The organism is Caballeronia fortuita (assembly GCF_001544835.2).
In the GTDB taxonomy this organism is placed as follows: domain Bacteria; phylum Pseudomonadota; class Gammaproteobacteria; order Burkholderiales; family Burkholderiaceae; genus Caballeronia; species Caballeronia fortuita.
Map to the genome: position 1 here is coordinate 92,482 of NZ_FCNX02000020.1, position 24,540 is coordinate 117,021.

At 62.4% G+C, this 24,540-nt stretch carries 21 protein-coding genes, 1 pseudogene and 2 riboswitches; of the genes and pseudogenes, 14 read left to right on the forward strand and 8 right to left on the reverse strand.

Annotated features, from left to right (window positions below; translation table 11 throughout):
- Nucleotide 1: 1 nt before the first annotated feature.
- Nucleotides 2-994 carry an ABC transporter substrate-binding protein gene (locus tag AWB77_RS29905; RefSeq protein WP_061138086.1) on the forward strand — a complete coding sequence of 331 codons (993 nt, stop codon included), beginning with the start codon at nt 2-4 and terminating at the stop codon, nt 992-994.
- 27 nt (nt 995-1,021) lie between these two features.
- Here the strand turns inward: AWB77_RS29905 and AWB77_RS29910 are convergent, their stop codons facing one another.
- A complete protein-coding gene (locus tag AWB77_RS29910) occupies nt 1,022-1,681 on the reverse strand; it encodes a flavin reductase family protein (protein ID WP_061138087.1) in 660 nt (219 codons plus the stop codon).
- A 263-nt stretch (nt 1,682-1,944) separates the two neighbouring features.
- Here AWB77_RS29910 and AWB77_RS29915 point away from each other — a divergent pair, with 263 nt between their 5' ends.
- The 3 genes from AWB77_RS29915 (at nt 1,945) to AWB77_RS29925 (ending at nt 4,142) form a co-directional block, all read left to right on the forward strand.
- A complete protein-coding gene (locus AWB77_RS29915; RefSeq protein WP_061138088.1) occupies nt 1,945-2,877 on the forward strand; it encodes an MBL fold metallo-hydrolase in 933 nt (310 codons plus the stop codon).
- A gap of 107 nt (nt 2,878-2,984) precedes the next feature.
- Nucleotides 2,985-3,554: a YbhB/YbcL family Raf kinase inhibitor-like protein gene (locus tag AWB77_RS29920; protein WP_061138089.1), complete on the forward strand. Its 570-nt coding sequence runs from the start codon at nt 2,985-2,987 to the stop codon at nt 3,552-3,554.
- Nucleotides 3,555-3,704: 150 nt separating this feature from the next.
- Nucleotides 3,705-4,142 carry a pyridoxamine 5'-phosphate oxidase family protein gene (locus AWB77_RS29925; protein WP_061138090.1) on the forward strand — a complete coding sequence of 146 codons (438 nt, stop codon included), beginning with the start codon at nt 3,705-3,707 and terminating at the stop codon, nt 4,140-4,142.
- Here the strand turns inward: AWB77_RS29925 and AWB77_RS29930 are convergent.
- Nucleotides 4,129-4,359: pseudogene (locus AWB77_RS29930) on the reverse strand (zinc-binding dehydrogenase); the annotation flags it as partial. The gene AWB77_RS29925 and the pseudogene AWB77_RS29930 sit on opposite strands and share 14 nt — an antisense overlap.
- Before the next feature lie 26 nt (nt 4,360-4,385).
- On the reverse strand, nt 4,386-5,282 hold the full coding sequence (locus tag AWB77_RS29935) for a LysR family transcriptional regulator (RefSeq protein WP_061138119.1): 897 nt from the start codon (nt 5,280-5,282) through the stop codon (nt 4,386-4,388).
- A gap of 148 nt (nt 5,283-5,430) precedes the next feature.
- Here AWB77_RS29935 and AWB77_RS29940 point away from each other — a divergent pair, with 148 nt between their 5' ends.
- Nucleotides 5,431-6,075 (forward strand): hydrolase, encoded by a 645-nt coding sequence (locus tag AWB77_RS29940; protein WP_061138092.1) that lies wholly within the window; start codon nt 5,431-5,433, stop codon nt 6,073-6,075.
- A gap of 79 nt (nt 6,076-6,154) precedes the next feature.
- Here the strand turns inward: AWB77_RS29940 and AWB77_RS29945 are convergent, their stop codons facing one another.
- Both AWB77_RS29945 and AWB77_RS29950 read right to left on the reverse strand, forming a co-directional pair.
- Nucleotides 6,155-7,051, reverse strand: coding sequence for an isocitrate lyase/PEP mutase family protein (locus AWB77_RS29945; RefSeq protein WP_061138093.1), 897 nt, complete (start codon nt 7,049-7,051; stop codon nt 6,155-6,157).
- Nucleotides 7,038-8,216 (reverse strand): TauD/TfdA family dioxygenase, encoded by a 1,179-nt coding sequence (locus AWB77_RS29950; protein WP_244158701.1) that lies wholly within the window; start codon nt 8,214-8,216, stop codon nt 7,038-7,040. The genes AWB77_RS29945 and AWB77_RS29950 overlap by 14 nt, the downstream gene beginning before the upstream one ends.
- Nucleotides 8,217-8,345: 129 nt before the next feature.
- Here AWB77_RS29950 and AWB77_RS29955 point away from each other — a divergent pair, with 129 nt between their 5' ends.
- The 7 genes from AWB77_RS29955 to AWB77_RS29985 all read left to right on the forward strand — a co-directional run bounded on the left by AWB77_RS29955 (nt 8,346) and on the right by AWB77_RS29985 (nt 16,719).
- A complete protein-coding gene (locus tag AWB77_RS29955) occupies nt 8,346-9,242 on the forward strand; it encodes a LysR family transcriptional regulator (protein ID WP_061138094.1) in 897 nt (298 codons plus the stop codon).
- Between the two features lie 247 nt (nt 9,243-9,489).
- Nucleotides 9,490-10,932 (forward strand): MFS transporter, encoded by a 1,443-nt coding sequence (locus tag AWB77_RS29960; protein ID WP_208601582.1) that lies wholly within the window; start codon nt 9,490-9,492, stop codon nt 10,930-10,932.
- 455 nt (nt 10,933-11,387) lie between these two features.
- A complete protein-coding gene (locus tag AWB77_RS29965) occupies nt 11,388-12,110 on the forward strand; it encodes a GntR family transcriptional regulator (protein WP_061138120.1) in 723 nt (240 codons plus the stop codon).
- Nucleotides 12,111-12,167: 57 nt separating this feature from the next.
- The gene (locus AWB77_RS29970; RefSeq protein ID WP_061138121.1) at nt 12,168-13,463 is read left to right on the forward strand and encodes an MFS transporter; all 1,296 of its coding nucleotides are present in this window, start codon (nt 12,168-12,170) and stop codon (nt 13,461-13,463) included.
- Between the two features lie 28 nt (nt 13,464-13,491).
- The gene (locus tag AWB77_RS29975) at nt 13,492-14,376 is read left to right on the forward strand and encodes an amidohydrolase family protein (RefSeq protein WP_061138096.1); all 885 of its coding nucleotides are present in this window, start codon (nt 13,492-13,494) and stop codon (nt 14,374-14,376) included.
- Between the two features lie 42 nt (nt 14,377-14,418).
- Nucleotides 14,419-15,804 carry a GntP family permease gene (locus AWB77_RS29980; protein WP_061138097.1) on the forward strand — a complete coding sequence of 462 codons (1,386 nt, stop codon included), beginning with the start codon at nt 14,419-14,421 and terminating at the stop codon, nt 15,802-15,804.
- 108 nt (nt 15,805-15,912) lie between these two features.
- Entirely contained in the window at nt 15,913-16,719 is an 807-nt protein-coding gene (locus AWB77_RS29985) for a gamma-glutamylcyclotransferase family protein (protein WP_061138122.1), read from the forward strand.
- A gap of 21 nt (nt 16,720-16,740) precedes the next feature.
- A riboswitch (glycine riboswitch) is annotated at nt 16,741-16,832 on the forward strand.
- Between the two features lie 3 nt (nt 16,833-16,835).
- Nucleotides 16,836-16,915: riboswitch (glycine riboswitch) on the forward strand.
- Between the two features lie 1,009 nt (nt 16,916-17,924).
- On the opposite strand, the gene AWB77_RS35460 is transcribed toward AWB77_RS29985, so the two are convergent.
- The gene (locus AWB77_RS35460; RefSeq protein WP_157694943.1) at nt 17,925-18,206 is read right to left on the reverse strand and encodes a hypothetical protein; all 282 of its coding nucleotides are present in this window, start codon (nt 18,204-18,206) and stop codon (nt 17,925-17,927) included.
- 546 nt (nt 18,207-18,752) lie between these two features.
- On the opposite strand from AWB77_RS35460, the gene AWB77_RS29990 reads away from it, so the two are divergent.
- Nucleotides 18,753-19,052 carry a DUF4148 domain-containing protein gene (locus AWB77_RS29990; protein ID WP_061138098.1) on the forward strand — a complete coding sequence of 100 codons (300 nt, stop codon included), beginning with the start codon at nt 18,753-18,755 and terminating at the stop codon, nt 19,050-19,052.
- 426 nt (nt 19,053-19,478) lie between these two features.
- On the opposite strand, the gene AWB77_RS29995 is transcribed toward AWB77_RS29990, so the two are convergent.
- On the reverse strand, nt 19,479-20,477 hold the full coding sequence (locus AWB77_RS29995; protein ID WP_061138099.1) for an NAD-dependent epimerase/dehydratase family protein: 999 nt from the start codon (nt 20,475-20,477) through the stop codon (nt 19,479-19,481).
- Nucleotides 20,478-20,570: 93 nt separating this feature from the next.
- Here AWB77_RS29995 and AWB77_RS30000 point away from each other — a divergent pair, with 93 nt between their 5' ends.
- A complete protein-coding gene (locus AWB77_RS30000) occupies nt 20,571-21,467 on the forward strand; it encodes a LysR family transcriptional regulator (RefSeq protein WP_061138100.1) in 897 nt (298 codons plus the stop codon).
- A gap of 688 nt (nt 21,468-22,155) precedes the next feature.
- Here AWB77_RS30000 and AWB77_RS30005 read toward each other — a convergent pair.
- A complete protein-coding gene (locus AWB77_RS30005) occupies nt 22,156-23,958 on the reverse strand; it encodes a methyl-accepting chemotaxis protein (RefSeq protein ID WP_061138101.1) in 1,803 nt (600 codons plus the stop codon).
- Nucleotides 23,959-24,540: the final 582 nt, after the last annotated feature.

The following is a 24,540-nucleotide window of genomic DNA, read 5'->3' on the forward strand; positions in this document are numbered from 1 at the left end:
TATGGGCAAGCTCAATCTGTCGGTCGCGGTGGGGAACTACGATCGCATGCGGCCGCTGGTCGATGGCGAAGTGCAGATCGACGGTGTCGATCCGACCTTCATGCTGCAGGACCCGGAAGAGATCTTCTTTCGCGCGTTTCGCCACGCTGATTACGATATCTGCGAGCTGTCGCTGTCGAGCTATAGCGTGAAGACGGCGGCGGGCACGAGCCCATATATCGGCGTGCCGATCTTTCCGTCGCGCGCGTTCCGGCATACGTCGATCTATGTCCGCAACGATCGCGGCATCGAGTCGCCCGCCGATCTGAAGGGCAAGCGCATCGGCGTGCCGGAATATCAGTTGACGGCCAACGTGTGGGCGCGTCTCTTTCTCGAAGAAGATCACGGCCTGAAGCCGTCCGATGTTACGTGGGTACGCGGCGGTTACGAAGAAGCCGGCCGCCTGGAAAAGATCAGTCTCAAGCTGCCCGGCGATGTACGGCTCGAGAACGCACCGGAGAACCAGACGATTTCGGGCATGCTCGCATCCGGCGAGATCGATGCGCTCATCGGTCCGCGCGCGCCGTCGTGCTTCACCAACGGCCATCCGAACGTCAAGTATCTGTTCGACGATCCGCAAAAGGCCGCCGCCGACTGGTACACGCGCACCAGGCTTTTCCCGATCATGCATCTGCTGGGCGTGCGGCGCACGCTTGCCGAGCAGCATCCGTGGCTGCCCGGCGCGGTGGCGAAAGCCTTCGAGAAGAGCAAGGCGCTGGCGCTCGCAAAACTCAGCGATACGTCCGCGACCAAGGTGACGTTGCCGTTCGTCGAGGAACAGTTGCGCAATGCGCGGCGTCTCATGGGCCACGATTTCTGGTCGTATGGCTTCGAGCCGAACCGCCACGTGTTGTCGCGCTTTCTCGAACGGCATCATCAGGAAGGCTTGTCCAGCCGCCTGTTGCAGCCCGAAGAGCTCTTTCATCCCGCAACGCTCGAGAGCTTCAAGATCTGAGCGTGATGTGGCCGTGGCAACGCGGCCTCACACCTTCGCTAGCGCCTCATATGCCCGTTCCGGTATCTCCGCGAGCCGGGACGGATGCACCTGGCCGCTGAGCCCGTAGAACTTCTGGAAGCTCATGATCAGCGGCGACCACTTGTCCGGATCGATCCGGTTTGCGTGACCTTCGACGAGCAGATCCGGATGGACGTGTACGCGCTGAATCCGCACTTCGATCAAGCTGATGAAGCCGCGCAACCGGTCGCTGTCTTCGCCGATGCCGTGCACTGCCGCGACGACGGCTTCGAGCTGGATCGGACATTCGAGTGCGCGTGCGGCACTGACCGTATCGGATGACACCCTCGTCATTCCAGCGCGGCCGAACTTGTCGGGTTCGTAGACGTAGCCCATTTCCCGCCTGAATTCAGGAACAGGATAAACGCCCGTCGTGCGTGCGATGCGATCGACTGCGCCTACCTCCGTCGCCGACGGAAGATTCAGCACGCATTCGCCGGTGCGAACCAGATTGCGCGCAGTCTGCGAGCCTGACGCGATACCCAGCACGCCTCGCCAGCCCAACCAGAATACCGAAGATATGGGCGCGAGATTGTCCGTGCCATTGGGGTTGACGGTGCTGACCAAAGCGACCGGCGTCCCGAGATAGAGAATGTGGGGTTCGGCGACAACGTGGGGCGCGTTCATGAGTTGTGTGCTCCGTGAGTGGATGCACCCATGATGCGGCCTGCACGCCTTGGATACGCTCCAGTTCTTGCTTCTTCATTCCTGATCGGACGACGGCCGTTGCGCGGCCGTCCATTGTCGCCACGCCGGCAACACGGTGTACGCATTCGCGACGCTACTGGCCTTCGCCACCGCTACCTACAATCCGTCACACGCTCGGTCGAACGCGAGCGAAACGGAGCGCACGGTGCGCTCATGCCATTCAATTTCCAGGACTATCGAAGATGAGCCATATAACCCGCAATGTGCAGCCCGTTATCGCCAGGCTCGGCAGAGAAGGATCAGGCGAGCTCGTGGCTTCCCGATATGCCGTGCGCATAGGCGATATCGATGTCGTGCTGATCAGCGACGGCGTGCTGCCGCTGCCGACTTCCACCATGTCCACCAACGTAAGCGAAGCGGACCGCAACGAATGGTTCGACGGCCGCTTCCTGCAACGGGACACGTTCGACTGGGCTTTGAATATCGCGCTAGTGCGCAGCGGCGAACGCCTGATCCTGATCGACTCGGGCGTAGGCGATGGTTTCGAATACTTTTCGCGTGCCGGCCGATCGGTGATGCGTCTGGAATCGGCCGGTATCGACCTGGCTGCGATCACCGATATCGTGATTACGCATATGCACATGGATCATGTCGGCGGGCTGAACGTCGATGGCGTCAAGGCGAAGCTGCGTCCCGACGTGCGGATTCATGTGTCTGCCGCCGAAATCGCGTTCTGGAAGAATCCGGACTTCAGCAGGACGGTGATGCCGGAAGCGGTTCCCCCGGCGCTTCGCGCGGCGGCTGCCAAGTTCGTGAAGCTCTACAACGAGAACATCGTGCAGTTCGATCAGTCGGTCGAAGTCGCGCATGGCGTGTCGGCGCGGGTGACGGGTGGCCACACGCCGGGGCACTGCGTCGTGGATGTCGCATCGAACGGCGAGAAGCTGACGTTCGTAGGCGACGCGATTTTCGAAGTCAACTTCGATAATCCCGATTGGCAGAATGGCTTCGAGCATGATCCCGAAGCCTGCGTGGACGTGCGTATCGCGCTCTTCGATGACGCCGCTGAAACGGGCGCGCTGCTGGCCGCTGCGCATGTCGCGTTTCCGTCGATCGGTCATGTTGCAAAAAGCGGCGAGGGTTACCGTTTCGTGCCGGTGCAGTGGGACTATTGATCGATATTTCGCGGCGTATTGCGAGTTGTTTTTGAGGGACATCCGCGTCACTGGCAATGATAGTCAGTGAGCGGCTTTCTTCCAGGTTCGACACAACGGGACTCGATATGGAATTCAACGGTCTTCTGCCAGCCGTGTGCTGCACGGCTTTGCTTGCAACGGTACCCGCTATCGCGGTCGCAGATGCCTTCACTGTCAAAGTCGATGGGCTGACTCGCGGCCGGTTCGACAATGAACAGGTGTACGGTCGATTCGGCTGTCATGGCGAAAACATCTCGCCGCGCATTTCGTGGTCGCATGTTCCGGCCGGCACGAAGAGCATCGTCATCACCATCCATGACCCCGATGCACCCACCGGCGGACTGGGCTGGACGCACTGGCAAGTGGCCAACATTGCGCCGACGCAGACATCGATTGAAAAAGGCGCGTCGGGCAATGCGCGGTCGCTGCCGGCAGGTGCGATCGAGACGCTCACCGATTTCGGCGCTTCTGCGTATGGCGGACCATGCCCGCCGCCGGGCGAATCGCATCGATATATCGTGACCGCTTCGGCTTTGAGCGTTGCGAGCCTCGATGTAAACGCGGATTCGAGTCCCGCGCTCGTCGCCTATCAGATGCACGGAAAAGTCATTGGCCAGGCGCGCTATGTGGCCCGCTATCACCGTTCGGCGCAGTGAGCGGAAAACCACGTTCGCGACGTCGCGATCGACCTGCAAAGCGACAGTCATCATCGGTCCGGCTGTATACGCTTTGTCCATCGGTCACCTATCCGAAGTGAACCGGCACGCGGGTTGCGGATGACATGCGATCAACCCACGGAGAGCACCATGAGCCAACTGACTTTGCACGATCTCGCAACCAAGATGGCGGAGATCGACTTCGCGATGCTTTCGACGCGCTCGCTGAACGGCAAGATCGCCGCGCGGCCCATGAGCAATAACCGCGATGTCGAATACGACGGCGACAGCTATTTCTTCACACTCGAAGAAACGCATACGGTGCAGGAGATCAAGGCCGATGCGACCGTCGCGCTGACTTTCACGAGCAGCGCGAACCCGGACGGCGCGCCGCCGCTCTTCGTGGCCGTCGAGGGCCGCGCGGAACTGATCCGCGAAAAGCCGGCGATGAAGGATCACTGGAACGAAGACATCGAGAAGTGGTTCTCGGAAGGCTTCGAGACGCCGGGAATCGTGCTCATCAAAGTGCGCGCGGAGCGCATTCACTACTGGATGGGCGAGGAGGATGGCGAGATCACGCCTGAGTGATCGACGTAGCCGCTGACAGAATGATCTTGCCGACGTTCATCGACGATTCCATCCGCCGATGCGCGTCTGCCGCGCGCGCGAGCGGATACGTCGAGTCCACGACGGGTTCGAGACTCCGGCCACCCGAGAAGCGGTCGAGCCAGTGCTCGCTGAAGCGCCGGACCATCGCGTGCTTGTCGGCTTGCGGGCGCGATTTCATGACCGTGCCGATGATCTGACGCACGCGGTCGGCTTCCGACGTCGCTATGTCCGTGACCCGCGCGGCCTCGACGAGTGTCCCTCGAAACACTCGGTCAGCATGTCCGTCAGGGCGCGGATTTTCGCCGACGGGTGCTGCCCCGGCGGGCGCACGACGTAGATACCGCCGGTCGGCGGCGGAAAGCGTCGCATGATGGGCACGAGTTCACCCGAAGCCACGTATGGGTCGGTCACGCCATCGGGCAGCCACGCGAGACCGAGACCCGCCACGGCCGCGGCCACGATGGCGACCGCGTTATCCGCCTTGAACCGCCCCTGCGGATGAACGGTGACGATCTTGTCGCCATCCATGAACCGCCAGCTTTCCGTCCCCTGCATGAGGGCCTCGTGCGCGAGCAGTTCGTCGGGCGTCTCGGGCGCTCCATGCGCCGCGATATAGCGCGGACTCGCGACGAGCTTTCCAGCGATAGGCCCCACGCACTTCGCGATGAGATTCGAATCCGGAAGGTAGCCGATACGGATCGCACAGTCGTATCCCTCGCCGACGAGGTCGACCATGCGGTCGCTGTAGTACGTGTGGATATGCAGCAGCGGATGGCGCCGCGCCATGTCGGCGAGAACGGGTGAAAGATGCGTCGGACCGAACGTGAGCGGCGCGGCAATGCGCAACCGGCCGCGCAAATCGCCGGCGGGCGAAATAGTCTCTCTTGCTGCATCGATCTCGGCGACGACACGCGCGGCGTGATCCCGAAATGTGGCGCCCGCTTCGGTAAGCGCGGAACCGCGCGTCGTTCTCGCGAGCAACTGCACGCCGAGATCCGATTCGAGCCGCAGCAGTCTGCGGCTGACGATGGATTTCGATACCCCTAAGCGCCGGGCAGCGGGCGAAACGCCGCCGGAATCGGCGACCTCGACGAACGTTTGAAGCTCTTCGATATCCAACTCGGCGTTCCCCTTTGAGCGACACAGCATGGTAGGGATCGAGTCTACCGTCGCAATAAAAGCAATGCCAACATCCTCTTGCCGACTGCTCGTCGGTTCATCGTCTACAGGGAAGCATGCATCGCTTCCCATCACGCAGAGGATTTTCATGACATTTCGCAATGGCCTCAATTCGCTTCTCCGCCCGGAAGACTCCGTCCTCCTCCTGATCGACCATCAGCCTTATCAGCTCGCGAATCTGAACAGCCACGACCCGCATGCCGTGGTCAATGCGTCGACTGGCCTCGCGAAGGCGGCCAGGGTTTTCGGCGTTCCGACCGTTCTCACGAGCGTACTCGCTGCGCGCGGCGGGCTTCTCTTCCCGCAGATCACGGACGTGTTTCCCGGCCAGGAAGTCATCGACCGCACCTTCATCAATACGTGGGAAGACAAGAAGGTCGTGGACGCGGTCAAAGCGACGGGGCGCAAGCAACTGATCATCGCGGGGCTGTGGACGGAGGTCTGCGTGGCGATGCCCGTGATCCACGCACTCGGCGACGGATGGGACACGACGGTCATCACGGATGCGTGCGGCGGTGTGTCGGTCGAGGCGCACCGGGTCGCGATCCAGCGCATGATCGCGGCAGGCGCGAACACGATGACCTGGCTCGCGCTGGCAGCCGAATGGCAACGGGACTGGGCGCGTACCGAAACCGCGGGCGAGTTGACCGAAGTGTTGAGTCAGCACGCTGCCGGCAGCGGCATTGCGTATTTCTGGGAACAGCAGCTTCTCAACACGCCTGTTTCCGCGTGAGTGTCACGGCCGGGCGGCAATGCGAGAGCCGCATGTGCTTTCGGTGCGCCCGGCTGTGATTCGCAAAGGGCGGCGCCGATCACGCGTACCGCTTGCTCGAACCCAGCAACTCCGGCGTGCCGATCATTTCGTTGAGTTCGTCGAACGTCATCATGTTCGGCCACATCGGTTCGGTCGTGCCGTGGTCCAGCAGACTCTTGTAATACCGCTGCAAACCATGTGCGACGAAGCGCGCCGTGCCGCCGGGAAAAATCACGATGCGATATCCGCGCCGACGCAACGCCTCGACGCTTCGCACCGGCGTCTGGCCGCCTTCCACCATGTTCGCGAGCAGCGGGATACGCTCGCCGAAGCGCTTGCATACGATGTCCATCTGTTCCGTCGTGTTGACGGCTTCGACGAAGAGCGCATCGACGCCGCACGCGAGATACGCCTGAGCGCGCTCCATGGCCGCGTCGAAGCCCTCGACGGCTATGGCATCGGTGCGTGCGAGAACGAGCGTGTCGGAAAAATGGCGGGCATCGAGCGCGGCGCGCAGTTTGCCGCACATTTCGGCGGACGGCACCAGCGTCTTGTCGGCGAGATGACCGCAGCGTTTCGGGAAGCTTTGATCTTCAAGCTGGATCATCGCCGCGCCGGCGCGCTCGAAATCGCGCACGGTGCGCTGGGTATTGAGCGCGTTGCCGAAGCCCGTGTCGGCATCGACGATTACCGGCGTACGCACGCGATCCGTGATGCGCCACAGGATGTCGACCGCTTCCTTGGCCGTCGTCAGGCCGACATCCGAGCGTCCCAACGACGTGTACGCGACCGCGCCGCCCGACAGATACAGCGCGTCGAATCCCGCCTGTTCCGCGATGAGCGCGGTCAGCGCATCGTAGATGCCCGGCGCGAGCACCGTCTCGCCCGCAGCGAGGCGGCGCTTCAGGTCCGCGCCGCGTCCGCCGGATCGCGATGCGTCCTCACGCGGCGACATGCGCTTCTCCCGCTGCCGCCGTCGATGCAGGCGCCGTGCCGTCGAGACCCGGCTTCAGCAACATGTTCATGCGTTCGGCCTGGCGCTTCTCGAAGCGCACGAATTCATCGGTGATGTAACTGCCGCGCACGCCGCCGCGCACCGAACCCGGACGCACGTCGCCGAAGTAATACTCCCACTCGGGCGGCAGCGGCGCGGAATCGGGCACCGACATCCACAGGCGCAGCAGATGACGCCGCTTCGTCTCGTCGTCGAAGTCTTCGAATTCCGTGCGGGAATGCAGCATGACGTAATTGTTCAGCAGTTGCAGATCGCCCTGTTCGAGCCACATCGGATAGCACAGGCGCGGATCGGCGGCGAGTTCGTCGAGTAGATCGAGCGCTTCGGTCAGCGCGGGCGTGAGGCGGGGCACTTCCGGGAAATCCGCCTGCGCCGCGTTCGTGTTCTTGCGATTGGCGCGCAGCGCGAAATGATCCGCCAGCGAACCGATGACCGGACAGTTGTAGAACCCCGGCCGGCCCGGCGCCTGCGTGCCCTGATAGCTGTGGAAGACCGGTCCCTTCAACACGTCGATCAGTTCCGGGCGGCGCTTGCGGATTTCCTCGACCATCGCGAACGAACTGGTGATCTTGCTCTGGCCGCCCGACCTGGCCGGATGCAGACACAGCAGGGCGACGACATCGCACGAGTCCGCGTGGAAGTCGAGCGCCGCCTTCGTGTTGTAGCCGCGGCCGTTCTTCGATTTATAGGTCGCTCCGGAGTCGCGGACATCGTTCATGATTTCGCTGGTGCGATTCTGCGTGCGCGCGACACCGACATGCAAGCCGAGTCCCCAGTAAGCCAGCTTCGCTTCTTCGACGGACCACTCGTGCACCGGAAAGCCTTTGAGCAGACACATGCCCCAGCGCCGCTGCGTGGCGCGAAACGCGCGATGCAGGATATCGGCGGAAGCGGGTTCGAGCGGGAAGTCGTCCGACGTCATGTCGAGCAGCGGCTTGCCGAGAGATTTCGCGTGGCGCATGGCCCGGTCGAAGCCTTCGGCGGCTTCGTCGCTCATTCGAAGCGTCCACGACTGGTCGCGGTCCAGGTCGGCGCTGTACCAGATTTCGGGCTTGTCCTGACGCGCACTCGCAGGCGCGGACGGCGTCACCGATGCTTCCATCATGTGTATCTCCTTGTTGGCGGCGCTTGCCGCGCTTCGTGTCGGCGGGGATCGATCCTTCATCACGCAGGATAGGCCAACGCTTCGTAAGTTAAAATGGAGTTTTTCTGATGAAGCTCGACAAAATTTCTGATGAAGATCGAAATTTTCAGTACCTTGCAAGCAGTGCTGGAGACGGGATCGCTCGCGGGCGCGGCGAAAGCGCTACATCTCACGCCGAGCGCGGTCAGCATGCAGATGAAGCAACTCGAAGCGTATGTGGGTCAGCAACTGTTCGATCGGTCGGGTCTGGAAGTGAGGGCGCTGCCGGCCGCGTACGAGTTGTCGGAGTTGCTTCACGGCATGTTGACGCGCCTCGATGCGTTCCGCCGCCAGCCGAGCTTTCAGATCGAAGGCCATGTGCAGCTGGGCATGATCGAGTCGATGCTGCCGGTCGTGCTGCCGGAGCTGCTCAAGCGCCTGAAGGCGCGTTACCCGCTGCTGCATTTGCAGACGCGGCGCGGCAAGAGCGCGGAGTTGACGAACGCAGTCAAGGCGGGCGATCTCGATGCAGCCGTGGTCGCGCAGCCGGAGCGCGGCGTGTCCCGTCTGCACTGGCAGCCGCTGCTCAGACGCGGCCTCACGCTGATGGTGCCGCCGCAGGAGCGCGAGCGCTCGCTGATCGCGCTGCTCAAGCGCTACGAGTGGATCCGCTACGACCGCAATACGATCTCCGGTGCGATGGCGGCGAAGTACATCCAGCAGCGCGTCGGCGGCAAGCCGGCGGGAGATCTGGAATTCGACAGCGTGCGCGCCATCGCGCCGCTCGTCAGTGCGGGGCTCGGCATCTCGCTCGTTCCGCTGATGGAACCGGCCATCAGCACGCTTTACCCCATCACGGTGATTGCGCCGCGCGATGCGCCGGTCCTGCAATTTTCGCTCGTCACGCGCAAAGCGGACATCGAGAGCCGGCAATTGATCGCGCTACAGGAGATTCTGCTCGCGGCCACGCGCGCGGCCGGCCGCGAGGCGTCGCCGGACAGCGCCTGACGGGCGATGCCGCTCCGTAACCGGGACGCCACTAAGTCAAAAAACTTGACGTGAAACTTGAAAACTATTCAATAAAAGTTCCGACGTCGTCGCCTTAATATGCTGTGAAGCCGTGCCTGCAGCCAGGGCAGGGCGTGCTTGCGAGCCGTCTCGTGCGTTTATCGGGCGGTCGCAACGACGGACGATACAGAGCGCGGCCCGATGAGGACGCCCACACAGTTCCGATGGCCAAAACAGGAGACGATTCGTGAGCCAACCCCAAATGCTGCGCGCCCATTCCGGAGCACGCCTCGACCGCCTGCCGATCGGCCGATTCCACTGGCACCTCGTGGGCATGATCGGGGCCGGCCTCTTCCTCGACGCCTTCGACATCTATCTCCAGAGCGGCGTGCTCGCCACGCTCGTCAAGAGCGGCTGGTCGACATTGCAAAGCAACGCCGCGTTCATCTCCAGCACGTTGATCGGCATGTGGCTGGGTTCGCTCATCGGCGGCTATATCGGCGACAGATACGGGCGCCGGATGGCGTATCAGTTCAACCTCGCCGTGTTCGGACTGGCATCGATCGCGGCGGTGTTCGCGCCGAGCATGACCGTGCTGATCGCGCTGCGCTTCGTGATGGGCGTCGGCCTCGGCGCGGAGCTGATCATCGGTTACGCGACGCTGGGCGAGTTCGTCCCCAGCCTCGCGCGCGGCCGCTTCGGCGCCATTCTCGCCTTGCTCACGAATCTGTCGGTGACGGCGACCGGCATCGTCGGTTACTGGGCGATTCCGGCGCTGGGCTGGCGTTCGATGTTCGCGCTGGTCGGTCTCGGCGCCGTCGGCATCTGGTTCATGCGCAAGTCGATGCCCGAATCGCCGCGCTGGCTCGAATCGCAAGGACGTCACGAGGAAGCCGACGCGCTGCTGCGTTCGATCGAAGCACGCTTTCCGGACGTTCCCGCATGGAATGCCGAGTCCGCGCCCGTGACGGCAGCATCCGCCGATGCAGCGCCTGCCGCGGCACCAGGCTATCCGGAACTGTTCAAGGGCCGGCTGCTGTCCCGGACCGTGCTCACGATGATCATGTCCACGGTCAACATGTCGGTGCTCTACGGTCTCATCGCCTGGTTTCCGACGTTCCTCGTCAAGCAGGGCATCACCGTAACGTCGACGCTCGGTTATACGGCGGTCATGGGCATCGGCACGCCTGTCGGCTGTCTGATCGGCATGGCGCTGACGGATCGCATCGGACGGCGCGGGAGCATCGTCGGCGTGCTGGCGCTGGAAGCCGTCGCAACGGCGCTTTATCCGATGGTTCATTCGCCCGTCGAACTGATGGCGACCGGCGCCGTCATCATGATGTGTTCCGCCTGCATCACGTCGCTCGCGTTCGCGGTCTACATTCCGGAGCTGTTTCCCACGGAACTGCGTATGCGCGGATCGTCGCTGTCCGCCGCTGTCGGACGGCTTGCGTCGGCTGGCGCGCAGGGCGGAATCGTGGCGATCTTCGGCATCGGCGGGATCTTCGGCGTCACGAACTTTCTGATCGGATTGATCGTGCTGCAGATCGTCGCGTTGCTCGTGCTGGGCGTGAACACGCGGGCGCGGACGCTCGAAGAGATCGAGCCGGATGCAGCCGCGCAGACCGGACTTGCGGCGACGTCATCGAACTTGCACGGACGCAGCGCGAGCGTTTCGCCGCAGCAATAGCGATGTAGTTCTCGAGAGGCGTCGTCTCATGCAGGACGGTGTCTTCCGACGCGTAATCAGAAGATCTCGCTCATGCCCATCGCGGGACCGGTCACCGAGAGCCGGCCCTTTTCGATACGACCCGCGATGCGGCGCAGGAAGCTGCGATCCGTCGTACCAGTAGCCGGTCTGGGCGAGGTTCCAGAAGTCGCTTTTGTCCTCCTGTCTCGCTGAACGTCGAACCGTTCGATAGCGCTTGCCGCAGTCCATCCGCACCGCGAACCGCATGACTTGTCACGACCGATGAGCATGCGCCGTTCGCGCTCCCTGCTCGACTCACTCGCTGAAAACACTGTCCGCCAACACTCCGCTCGCCGCGAGTTCGATGCAACTCGCATCGCCATCCGGCAGGGTTATCCCCGATCCATTCGAAACGAAAACATGTAATCATATATATGAATTCGATGGAGACGATCATGCAGGCCGATGGCCGGTTACCCCGTTATCAGCGCTTGCGGGACGAAATGGTTGCGCTGATCGCGGCTCGTGATTGGCGCCCGGGCGAAGCGATCCCGACCGAGCAGGCGCTTTCCCAAAGCTACGGCCTCGCTGTCGGAACGGTGCGAAAGGCTGTCGATCTGCTGGTTGCGGAAGGCCTGCTCGAACGCTTTCAGGGAAGAGGAACGTTCGTGCGTCGCGCGAATTTCGACGGCTCGCTGTTTCGCTTCTTCCGCTTCCAGACGCGGCAAGGCGAACGGCGCATCCCCGAAAGCCGGATACTGCGCCGCGACGTGGTGGACGCGCCATCGGCGGTGGCTGCGAGGCTCGAGTTATCGGGCACTGCGCGCGTGATCCAGATGTCGCGCGTGCGGCTTATCGACGGCGTTCCGTTGCTCGCCGAAGAAATCTGGCTGCCCTACGCACGTTTTGCTGCGTTCGCGAAGATGGACGTGAGCGAAATCGGCGATTTGCTTTATCCGGTCTACGAAGCGCAGTGCAATCAGATCGTGGCGTCCGCCACGGAAACCCTCACCGTCGAAGCCATCGGCTCGCGGCACGCGAAGCTCTTGAACATCGAACCGGGGACGCCTGCGGTCGTCATCGAGCGGCTTGCATACGGCTACGACCGGCAGCCGCTCGAGTGGCGCCGTTCGCGCGGTCCCGCCAGCGAATTCATCTATCAAGCGGAGATCCGCTAGCCATCGCGCGGTGGCGGAAACAGGCCGTCCGGGCACGGAACGGCGATGGGAGACGGCATGTTCAGTTGGTTCAGGGAAATAACGGGCAATGAGCGCCGGACGTTCTGGGCGTGCTTCGGCGGCTGGGCGCTCGATTCGCTCGACGTGCAGATGTTCAGCCTCGTCATCCCGGCGATCATCACCGAGTGGTCGATCAGCCGCACGCAAGCGGGGCTCGTGAGCGGCGTCACGCTGGTCGCATCGGCGCTCGGCGGGTGGATCGCGGGCATGCTGTCGGATCGCTACGGACGCGTCAAGACACTGCAATGGACGGTCGCGTTCTTTTCCGTGTTCACGTTCCTGTGCGCGTTCGCGCAGAACTATCCGCAGTTCCTCGTGCTGAAGACATTGCAGGGTTTCGGCTTCGGCGGCGAATGGGCGGCCGGCGCCGTTCTGATGGCCGAGACCATCCGCAACGAGCATCGCGGCAAGGCTATGGGCAGCGTGCAGAGCGCATGGTCCGTCGGCTGGGGCGCGGCCGTGCTGCTCTATGCGCTGATGTTCTCGCTGATACCGGCGGCGACGGCATGGCGCGTGATGTTCGCGATCGGCATCGTGCCCGCGCTGCTGATCCTCTACGTCCGGCGCGGCGTGCAGGAGCCGGGCCCGCCGCCCCGTTCGGCGCGCGACACGCGAGTTCATCGCGATGAGGCCGCACCGGGCGTGGTGGCCGGCATTTTCTCGCCGGGCATGCTGCGCATGACGTTGATCGGCGCGCTGCTCGGCGTCGGCGCGCACGGCGGCTATTACGCGCTGATGACCTGGCTGCCGACGTTCCTCAAAAGCGAGCGTCATCTGTCCGTGCTGGGTACGGGCGGCTATCTCGCCGTGGTGATCGTCGCGTTCTTTTGCGGATGTCTCGTGAGTGCGCAACTGCTGGACCGCATCGGCCGGCGCAAGACCATCCTCACGTTCGCGATCTGCTGCGTCATCACGGTGGTCGCGTATCTGTTTCTGCCGCTCGGCAATACCGCAATGCTGTTCTTCGGCTTTCCGCTCGGATTCTTTGCGGCGGGCATTCCGGCCAGTATGGGCGCGTTGTTCAACGAGCTGTATCCACGCGGAATGCGCGGCACGGGTGTCGGCTTCTGCTACAACTTCGGCCGCGTCGTATCGGCGGGATTCCCCGTGCTGGTCGGACATATGTCCGCGAAGATGTCGCTTGGAACGGCCATCGGCATCGATGCGGGGCTGGCTTACGCGATCGTCGTACTGTCCGTGCTGATGCTGCCGGAAACGAAAGGCCGCGTGCTCGGCGACGCCGCTCCCCACGCGGACGACGCCCGTCCGCTCGCTCACGCGCAAAGGCATTGACCGGCGAATCATCGATGGAGACATATTCATGCTTTCTGCGACGCAGACAAACGTGAGCCGGGAGATCGCATCGATCGATACGCACGCTCATGTGTTCAGTCGCGGTCTTCCGCTCGCCGAGCATCGCCGCTATGCGCCGGATTACGACGCGCCGCTGGATGCGTACATCGCGCAACTCGACGCGCACGGCATCGCCCGCGGTGTGCTCGTGCAGCCCAGCTTTCTCGGCACCGATTGTGGCTATCTGCTCGATGCGTTGCGCAGCGCGCGCGACAGGCTGCGCGGCGTGGCCGTCATCGCGCGCGATTGCAAGCCGGCCACGCTGTCCGGCATGTTCGATGCGGGCATTGTCGGCGTCCGGCTGAACCTCATCGGCCATGCCGATAACCCGCTCGATCATTGGCTGAGCGCGCGCACGCTGGCTCATGTTCGTGAGCTCGGATGGCACGTCGAGGTTCACGCGCAAGCGGCGAGACTGCAGCGCATCGTCGCGCCGCTTCTGGAGGCGCAAGTGAATGTCGTCGTCGATCATTTCGGCAGGCCCGATCCTGCTCTCGGTGCGGACGACCCGGGCTTTCGTCATCTGCTCGAACTGGCGCGGACGCAGCGCGTGTGGGTCAAGGTATCCGGGGCATATCGGAACTGGACGCAAAGCAGCAAGGGTAACGATGAGACGCGTCGCGCATTCGATCTTCTGAAGGAAGCCTTCGGCGCGCAGCGGCTCATGTGGGGCAGCGACTGGCCTCATACGCAGCATGAAACACCGGATCGATTCACGAGATCGCTGGAACTACTGCATGCGCTGATTCCGGACGAGAACGAGCGCAACGTCGTCCTCGCGGAGACTTCCGCGAGCGTCTACATGTTCGATGAGCAGGCGGCAAGTCATCGATCACCGGGCAGGATCGATTGACGAGTACGCCCGGCCAAGCACTTCAAACCAAAGAACCATTCCATGACCAGTCTAGATATCGATTTGTTGCTGACCGCGCTGATCAGCGTGTTGGTGCTCGTCGCGCTCATCGTGTCGCGCATCAAGATGCATCCGCTTCTTGCGCTGCTCGTCGTTTCCATCGGCGTTGGATTCGCAACCGGCATGGAGCCGGGAAGTATCGTCAAGCATCTGACCAATGGCGCGGGCAAGACGCTTGGCGCGGTGGGCGTCGTCATCGCGCTGGGTGCGATGCTCGGCAAGATCCTCGCGGACGCGGGCATCACCGAGCAGATCGCCGAGGCCATTCTGAGGCGCGCTTCGGACCGGATGATTCCGTGGGCGATGACCGTGGTCGCGTTTGTCGTAGGTATCCCGATGTTTTTTGAAGTCGGCCTGGTCGTCATGCTTCCGCTGATCTTCAGCGTGGCCCGCAAGCTGGAAAGCCACGCGCGCTTCAAGGGCTCGGCGTATGTGTATGTCGGCGTGCCTGTGATTTCGGCGCTTGCCGCCATGCACGGCATGGTGCCGCCTCATCCAGGACCGTTGACCGCGATCGCCACGCTTAAAACCTCCGTGGGTCCGACCATGTTGTACGGCTTCCTGGCGGCCATTCCCGCGATGATTCTGGGCGGCCCGCTCTATGGCGCCTTCATCGCGCCGCGCATGAGCACGAAGCCCGATCAGGCGTTGCTGGATCAATTCACCGTCGTCGAACAGTCCGGCCATATTGAGCGGCCCGGCGTCGCGCTCGGCGTGCTGGCGGCTTTGCTGCCCGCCATCCTGATGCTGGTGCATGCCATCGCGGAAATGGCGTTGCCGAAGGGCGCACCGATGCTGCATGTGGCGAGCTTCCTCGGCAATCCGCTGATCGCCATGCTGCTCGGCGTACTGTTCGCGGTCGTGGCGCTCGTCCTCGCGCGCGGCGGCGATGCCGAGAAGCTGCGTCACGCGCTCGGCGCCAGTCTCAAGCCGATTGCCTCGATCATCATGATCATCGCCGGAGGCGGCGCGTTCCAGGAAATGCTGACGAGTGCGAAGGTGGGCGAGGCGATCGTCCATCTGACGCAGCACGTTGCCTTTCCGCCTTTGATCCTCGGATGGCTGATCGCCATGTTGCTGTCCGTATCGACCGGATCGGCGACGGTGGGCATCGTCGGCGCGGCGGGTTTGCTGGCTCCGCTGGCCGGCGCCGATCCAAGCCTCAACTTGCCGTTGCTGGCGTTGTCCATCGGCTGCGGTTCGCTGTTCTTCAACTATGCGAATCACGCCGGCTTCTGGATGGTCAAGGAATCGTTCGGCATGACGATGGGCGAAGCCACCAAGACGATCTCCGTGGTGCAATCGATCGTGGCCGTGGTTGGGTTGGTGATGGCGCTGATTTTCAACGCAGTCTTTCACGTTCAGTGAATGCGATTGCGCGGCCGGGGCCGTGTGAGTTGCAGTGATGGAGCCGTTCGAACGAAGAACATCCTCGCGGTGTACATTGGCAGCGTCGCGAGTGACGGAGACACGACGATGTCGGCGCTGGCAAACATTCGAAGATTCGCAGCCGCAGTCTCACTGACGTTCGTCGCGCTGGCAGCGCACGCGCAGACGAGCGACTTCTGGGGAACGCGCCTGCCCGACCAGCCTACGCAGTTCATCTTCGGCTACGGCTCGCTCATCAACACGCCATCGCGCAACGAGACGGCCGGCAAGTCGGTAGCGGCGATTCCCGTGCGCGTGTCGGCGGCATTCGGCTACGTGCGCAGCTGGAGCGATCGCTCGGGTTCCGGCTTCACCGCGCTAGGCTTGCGTCGTCCACTGGAGGGCGAAGCGCCGATGACGATCAACGGCGTGATCTATCCCGTCGGCAATGACATGTCGGCATTCGATCAGCGCGAGAAGGGCTATGTTCGGGTCGAAGTGCCGCGCGCGCTGATCGAACCGGTGTCGTGGCAGGCGCTGCCGTCGCAGGGCACCGTCTGGGTCTATGTACCGAAGGCCGAAGGCCAGCAGCCCGGAGAAGGGCTGCCGCTTCCGGACGCCAGCTTTCCGATCGTCGAATCCTATGTCGATATCGTCATCGAAGGCGGTCTCGAATACGGGCCGGAATTCGCGCGCGAGATCATCGAGACGACGCGCGACTGGAGCGCATACTGGCTCAACGACCGCACGCTCGCGCGCCGTCCGTGGGTGTTCGACAAGCAGTTCGCTCAAGTCGATGCGCTGCTCGCGGCGACCGCGCCATGCTTCGCGCAGCGGACCTTTTCCGAAGAGTACGCCGCAAGGAGCGCGGCCATCGCGAGAAGCAAAAAATCGCTTGCGTGCGGCAATTCGTAACGTTATCGTGCCAGTGTTCTCGAATGCAGCGCGGGAGAGACCGTCATCCTCATGACGGCGCCGACGGAGCAACCGCCCCGGAAACTCTCAGGCCAAAGGACCGCGCCGCAGGAACGATCTGGAGAGAGGCGCGCCGCGCCCACCGAAGGGGATTTCCCGCCACGCGGGATCGAAACTCTCAGGTAAATGGACAGATGGGGCAGGGAGCCGGAATGGACGCATAGCGCGTCGCCCCGGCACATGCTCACCGCAATCTGGACCATGTCATGTCAAGGACCGTTCTGGCTGGAACTGGGTTGACATGATCTTGCTGCGCGGAATTTCTGATCCGACACCTATGGCAAAGCGAAAGTAGAGAGGCGACTGGCGACAATGGCAACTTGCAGAACTGCGTGGAACGGCCGGTTTTGAGAAAGTCGACTGACCGCTCGGGGTCGCTCTCGGCTGATTTGTTCGACGATTTGACCAATGCCTGGTTCTCCGCATGGCTGAAATCGTGGGCCGGTTCGCCGCCTCGACGAGATGACCGTTAAACGACGTCGCCAGCATCTGCTGCCGGTCCAGTTCCCGGCCACGGCCAGCAAGAGCCATCATTCGCATGGCCCGCGAAGTCGGGAAGTCGCGGCGTAGGCGTGGTGGAACTTCGCGACGCACCACAGGGCGCACAGGCGCTCGCCAGAAAGCTTTCGCGTCCGTAAGCGGGATCCCCGCTCAGATCGGTTAGCGTGGTCACGCGATCTCTCCATTCGGGCGTCAAACCGGGACCGCCTTAGCCACAAACGACACGAACGGGTAGACAGAGTGACTTAATCATCTGTCTCCCAGAACGCAATTCGTATTTCCTGCAGCATGCCTGCTGTTGTCACCTGACGCTAATGCCACTGTTTCACCGTGAGCGATGCACTCACACACGCGTTCGGGGTTGAGGCACGATGGCTTATCGGCGTCAGCCTCTTGGCGACGTTTCTCCTCGAACCCCTTGACAACGCAACGATCTGGAACGCTTTACGTCGGTCAAGTGCACGCGTTGTGGGAAGCAGCAACCCGGACAGCGTCGTTCTGACCGACGATCTGTCGACGATGTCTCTGCCACGATGCGAAGGGCCTAGTCGCGATGCACTCGAACGTCAGCAGTTTTCATTTCGTTGATTTCGGCGAGCCTCATCATCGCGCCGCAGCCGACAGCACGAAGCGTTCACCGAGCCCTACCGAGCGTCACTCAGGTGTTGCTCTGTTTCGCGCGGTTTTTCGGCGGTTGCTTCGGCCTCTCTCCGGTTTGCCGACTTGGCCAACTGATCATAGGGGCGATTCCACGGGCTCGACACCGGTTCACTGTGGTAAGTCATCCCGGATGTCGCCGCACCGTGTGACCCACCGCTGCCATTCCCTCCATTGCCGTTGCCGCCGGCAATTGCCGCTGTACTTCCGAGCAGGTTGAACGAAGCAACTATCAAGCACGCACGTACCGCGTAAGCTGCCAGTTTCATCTTCCTTCTCCAGAGTTGACGACGCGACAAGCAGCCGTCCGAGGGCGTTCGACTTGTCGTGTCCATCTTCTATACGAGCGATCCGGGCGATTGGATGAGAATTTTACGGAGGCGAGATCTCTTTCGACCGGGCAAATCATCATGAGCGAGAGGGAACCTTCCCTTCAGATGCAGAATGCCGTCGTGAAGGCAAGTATAGCGACGCCCAATGCCGCGCCTACATCAGGCGTGCAGCAAGATCTCGTTATTACTGATCCTGCCTTGCGTTTGGCGTTACACCTGGTCCGGCCGGGTCCGGAATACCAAACCGGGGAAGAAGCTCTCCGTGGGTTTTGTATCGCGCGTGTTCAATGGACGCGACAACGTCGCACCGAAGATCCGCGAGGTCATGACCCATCGCAAATAGCTGAACCTAGGGTTATCCCGGATACAGCAAGAATTTGTTGTTCAAACGCTCATTAATCTTAAGCGGGCGCTTACCTATACTGAAGTCACTGAAGCGCAAACAGGGCTGTTTGCGAAAAACAAGACTCGGAGGTAAGTATCATGAAACTCGCAACTATCGTCGTCGCCGCTGCACTCGCTCTCCCGGCAGTTTCTTCTTTTGCTCAGAGCCAACCCGTGACCCGCGCGCAAGTTAAGGCAGAACTGGTCCAACTCGAACGCGCTGGATATAACCCGAGCATGGATCGCGTGACGTATCCGGCCAAGATTCAAGCAGCCGAAGCGAAGGTCGCGGCGCAGAATGGGCAAACGGGCTTCGGCGGCGTGGCTGACACCGCGTCGGCTTCGGGCGGCCCAGCTCACACCGGCAATAGCATCGCTCCGGTCTATTTCGGTCACTAATCGACCGGCAGAGCCAAGAGGCTCTTGCTCAATACAAGAGGACTGGCCGCTGCGGTGGTGCTACCGACGGCCAGTTTGCCTAATCGCACCTCCGCCACCGGCGTAGCCGATGGCTTGCCCAGCACTTAACTCGTCCTGGGCCTTTTTGCGTAGGCGTGTTTAGAGGATAAGGACAGCGGCGAAGTCTCTGGCGCTAGCAGGAGCGCGAATTACGTTGATGCGCGCGTTGCCCAGTGACGCGATAGAAAATCTGGCAGCTGCCGTGAACACGATGCCGCACGCCGCGATTCTTTGTATCGAGGCACGAGCGGGTAGGCGAGGGCCATATCTGCAAGGTTCATGCACTTGTCGCGCGGCGCATCTAGAGAATGAAGCCTAGCCGGACGGCAGGTTCGCGTACCGCAGGGATCTGAACGGCCGCTCGCTTTACGAAGCGTGGCTCGATATCGAAGCTTGAACATCAGGCGTGAGACATCCGAGGCCGATGAGCGTCTTTTCGACGGCCACGTCCAGCGGCGTATGCGGCTCGCGCCCGAGCGTCTGGACGAGCCGCGCGTTATTCAGATGCACAGGCGTCGTCCATAGATAGCGCATTTCCTGAAGCTCCCTGAATGTGACATTGAACGGCGCGGCAAGCGCGAGCAGCCACCACGGAAAGCCCACGACAGCGGGCGCGCGCCCTGTGCGGCGCGCTACTACACGACGGATCGCGTCGGCAAAGCCGGTGCCGTCCTCGTCCCAATGACCGCTCATGTGAAAGCGCGCGAACGCATCGAGCGAATGGCGGTGCGCAAGCAGTTGAACCATCGTGCGAGCTACATCGGGCAGATACGCCCATTGATGCCCGATGCCGCGCGCACCGGGATTGCTGATCTTCGCCGCCGGCTTTCCGGGCTTCACGAGTCCTTGCGCGAGCCAGTTATTGCCCGCCTTCGGCCCGAAAAAATCACCCGCGCGCACGATCAGCACTCGCGCTCCTTCCTTGCTCGCGCGTTGCAGACGCGCTTCCATTTCCACGCGAATCGCGCCCTTGCGCGTGACGGGATGCTGCGGCGCGTCTTCGTCGATGAATGGAAACGCGTCCGGGCCGAAGTTGTAGACCGTGCCCGGCAACACGATGGTAGCGCCTTGCGCCTTCGCCGCCGCGATGGTGTGGTCGATCATCGGCAGCACCAGTTCGGCCCAGCGCTTGTAGCCGGGCGGATTTACCGCGTGCACAATCACGGATACGTTCTGCGCCGCGCGCATTACGTCGGCCGGGTTCATCGCGTCGCCTTGAACCCATTCGATGCCGTCGATGTTTGATGCCCCCGCGCCACGCCGCAGCCCGCGCACGCGCCAGCCCGCTTCGCGCAATTGCCGCGCGACTTCCCCGCCAATGCCGCCCGTCGCCCCAAGTACCAGCACTGTTTCGCCTTGCGCCATGTCACGCTCCATAAGTTGTCGGTAAAGCCATTCTCCGCGCTTCGCACGCACATTAAAATTGGCGAACTTCGTTGATCCGATATACAAAAACGTATGGCAGACGACATTGGCTGGGAGCTTTACCGGACGTTCCTCGCAGTGCTGCGCGAAGGCTCACTGTCGGGTGCGGCGCGCGCGCTCGGCATCACGCAGCCGACGGCGGGGCGCCACGTTGAAGCGCTCGAACGGGCGTTGACGGTAAGTCTGTTCACGCGCTCGCAGAACGGGCTTCAGCCGACCGACGTTGCGCTTGCATTACAGCCGCACGCCGAAGCGATGCAGAGCACGGCGGCATCGCTCAAGCGCGCAGCGAGCGGCCACGCGGGCGCCGATGGCGCGGGCGTGCAGGGCGTCGTGCGCGTGTCGGCGAGCGAAGTGGTCGGCGTCGAAGTGCTGCCGCCGGTTATCGCCGCGCTGCGCGAGCGGCATCCGCGATTGATCGTCGAACTGGTGCTGTCGAACCGCGTGCAGGACTTGCTGAGGCGCGAAGTGGATATTGCCGTGCGCATGGTGCGTCCGCGTCAGACGCAACTCGTCGCGCGGCGCGTCGGCGTGATCGAGGTTGGGCTTCATGCGCGGCGCGACTATCTCGACCGTCACGGCACGCCGCGCAGCATGGCGGCGCTCGCAGAGCACGCCGTCATCGGCTACGACCAGCCGAACGCGTTTATTCGCGATGTGAGTCGCACATTGCCGGGTTTTCGTCACGCGTCGTTTTCGATGCGCGCCGATAGTGATCTTGCGCAGCTTGCACTGATCCGCGCGGGTGCGGGAATCGGCGGATGCCATGTCGCGATTGCGCGCCGTGATGGTCTCGTACGCGTGCTGTCGAAAGCGTTCGCGCTCCGACTCGAAACTTGGGTGACGATGCACGAAGATCTGCGCGCGAGCCCGCGCTGCCGCGCTACCTTCGAGGTCCTTGCTGATGCGCTCGAACAGTACGCGCGATAACGCCCGACTGGGCTACACCCGGAGCCGCAAGCCTCACTGTAGAAGCGGGCGCGCATCGGCCCGGCACCGCGGGATTGTCGTAGAAGCGCGGATCTTGGCGCGCATCTTCGACGACGAGCACGTCCTCGGCCGTCAGTGCGTGCGCGCAGACAGCCAGATCCCGCGGTGTCTCGCACGCGCTTACGCCGATTCGCGACTTGAACCACAGACGACCGTCGTCCACGAACGTGATGAGCGCCACCGGCACTCGAAGCATGTGCGCAAGCAGGCGCGTGAGACGATCGAATGCCGGTCCGTGCGCCCGAGAACCACAGGAAGTAGGGGTCGTGCCTCTGCAGCGAATGCAGCGCGCGTGTCCGCGCAGGTGAATATGACGCCAGCTACGGTCTTCTCGGCTACGTCGTGGATCTCGCCGACGCGCTTGCCGTCGCTAGTAAGGATGACCCCAGTCGTTAATGCCGCGGCGGGTTTCTGTGAAGACGATGCTCGAAGCGTCGATGCTGAATGTCATGTCGTTGAATCCTGAGGTTTCGGCCAAGCAGGAATGCTTGACCCGTTCCCTCAGGCTACTGTCGGCTGGCGGAAGTCTAGGCGGAAGACTCGTGTAGGCCGCGACCGGCCAGTTCGAAGCTGGTCGCGTTCATGCCCGATCGCCACGCTCTCGCTACAGAGCCGCGTACGACCGACTTTACGCTACGCGAAACTGAGCAACGGCGCTTGCCAGCTCGTTGGCCTGCGTTTGCAGCGAAGACGCTGCAGCCGCCGACTGTTCGACCAGCGCCGCGTTCTGCTGCACCATCTCATCGAGCTGCGCCACCGCACGGTTGATTTCCTGGATGCCGCGCGTCTGTTCGTCAGCCGCGTTCGTTATTTCGCCGATGATCGTGGTGACGCTAGACACCCGGCCTACGATATCCGTCATCGTCTCGCCTGCCTGCTGAACCAGCGACGCGCCGGTCGACACGCTCGTCACGCTGGAATCGATCAACTCTTTGATCTCCTTCGCTGCCTGCGCACTGCGCTGAGCGAGCGTTCGCACCTCGCCCGCGACCACAGCGAATCCGCGACCATCCTCGCCTGCACGTGCGGCTTCCACGGCAGCGTTAAGCGCGAGGATATTGGTCTGGAAGGCGATTCCCTCGATCACGCCGATGATGTCGGCGATCTTGCCAGATGCACCTTCGATTTCATGCATCGTCGAAACAACGTCGGAGACAACGGAGCCGCCACGTGACGCGGCGCTTGCTGCGGTCGTCGCGCTTTGGTCCGCCTGCCGAGCTGCGCTGGCCGATTGCGTCACTGTGGACGTGATCTCTTCCATCGACGCAGCGGTCTCCTCGAGGCTTGCCGCCGCCGCTTCCGTGCGACGCGACAAATCGTGATTACCCGAGGCGATCTCATTGGCGGCATGGCGCACCGCTTCACTCGTATCGCGGATCTGAACCATCACGCTATTGATCTTCCCGACGAACGCATTGAACGAGCGGGCGATCTGCGCCACTTCGTCATTGCCGGTCGCGGGCAGGCGCTGGGTAAGGTCTCCGCTGCCCGAGCCGATGCCTTCCATGGCGTCGCGCACTTTTGCAAGTCCTTTGAAGGCCACGCCGGTGACAGCGCCAATAATGGCGGCGGCTATCGCGGCGAGTACTGCCAGCGAGATGACGGATCCAGTCAGCAGCGAACGCATTCCGGCTGTCGCCTCGGACTTGTCGAGCGCGACCAGTGTCAGCCAATTCGTTCCCGGCACTGCCCGAGCCCGGACCAGCTTCGTAGCACCACCTACGGTGGCCTCAATGGCAGGCGATTGTTCCTGCGAGGCAGCGCTGATGGCGCTCGTCGTCAGTTCGTTGGAGACGTCGGTCAACGGCTTCAGTGTCAGCTTTGCATCGGCGGCAGCAACGATGTTGCCGCTCCGGTCCACCAACATGCCGAAGCTTGAGGCCGTCGGATGAATCGACTTGACGTTCGCGACGACGCTATCCATGGCCACATCGCCCGATACCACGCCTTTGACCGTGCCATCCCTGACGATCGGCGCAGCAAACGCGACCACGAGCTTGCCGGTGCCCACATCGACGTAAGGTGGCGTCACGACCGGCTTTCCGGCCTCGACAGCCTGCTTGTACCAAGGTCGGCCGGTAGGGTCGTAATCCGCTGGAATACCGGTCGGGTCGGAAAACTTTGCCGTTTTATCCGCGTACCCCACATACACGTTCGTGAAACCGCCCGCGGATGCGACCTGTTTGAGGAACGGCACCGGATCGGAACTCAGCGCAGCGTCCTCGACCGAAACGATCATCTGCGTTTTCGACGCGACCCATTCTTCGATCCCCGCCTCATGGCCGGTTAGAACCGCACTGAGGCTGTTTTCGATGGATTCGCTGTTATGGCGATGAGCGACGCCGTAGTTGACGCCCGTATTGACGACAAGTCCGCCGACGACGATGGCGACAGAAGCGGCGAGGACGCGACCGCGAATAGAAGAGAACATGTGAGATGTGAGCCGTGGGAAAAATTCGCTATGGCTCAGTTAACGACACGGTGTCCACGCTCTTGATCCTTGACTGAATTTAGGCTTGGTCAAAATTCGGGGCGCAGCCACGCATCGCATCGGTCGCAACAGTCGCTACGGCGGCGAGAAAGCGCTTGCGGCCACTTCCGCGTAATCCTTGCTGTGAAATCGTGCGCAATCGGCGATGCGCACCGCGCGACATGCCAACGTTACGAGCGCGCCATGACTGGGCACAGGGCCGGTTACTACGCAGCCAAGCAACACCGTTCGCCGCTCTGGGGGTCGTTGGCCGTTTCGGGCTCTGCGAGGACCAGAATCTCAAGCAGTTCGCAATCATCTGACCAAGCCTCCACGCTATGGCGACTCCTTGGTGGCTGAAGCCAACACGACCCGGCCGCCAGTCGCTGCGGTCCAATGCCGTCAAAGTTGGTCTCATTGAACTATGAATCCACCCACCTATGTTGCTGCAAAGTTCAAATGTCGGGGTTGCCGCTAAGTAGAGATGTCGGGTTTGGAACGGATGTTTCTGTTCAGGTTGTGGGGTTGGGTCGGCGCAGCCGC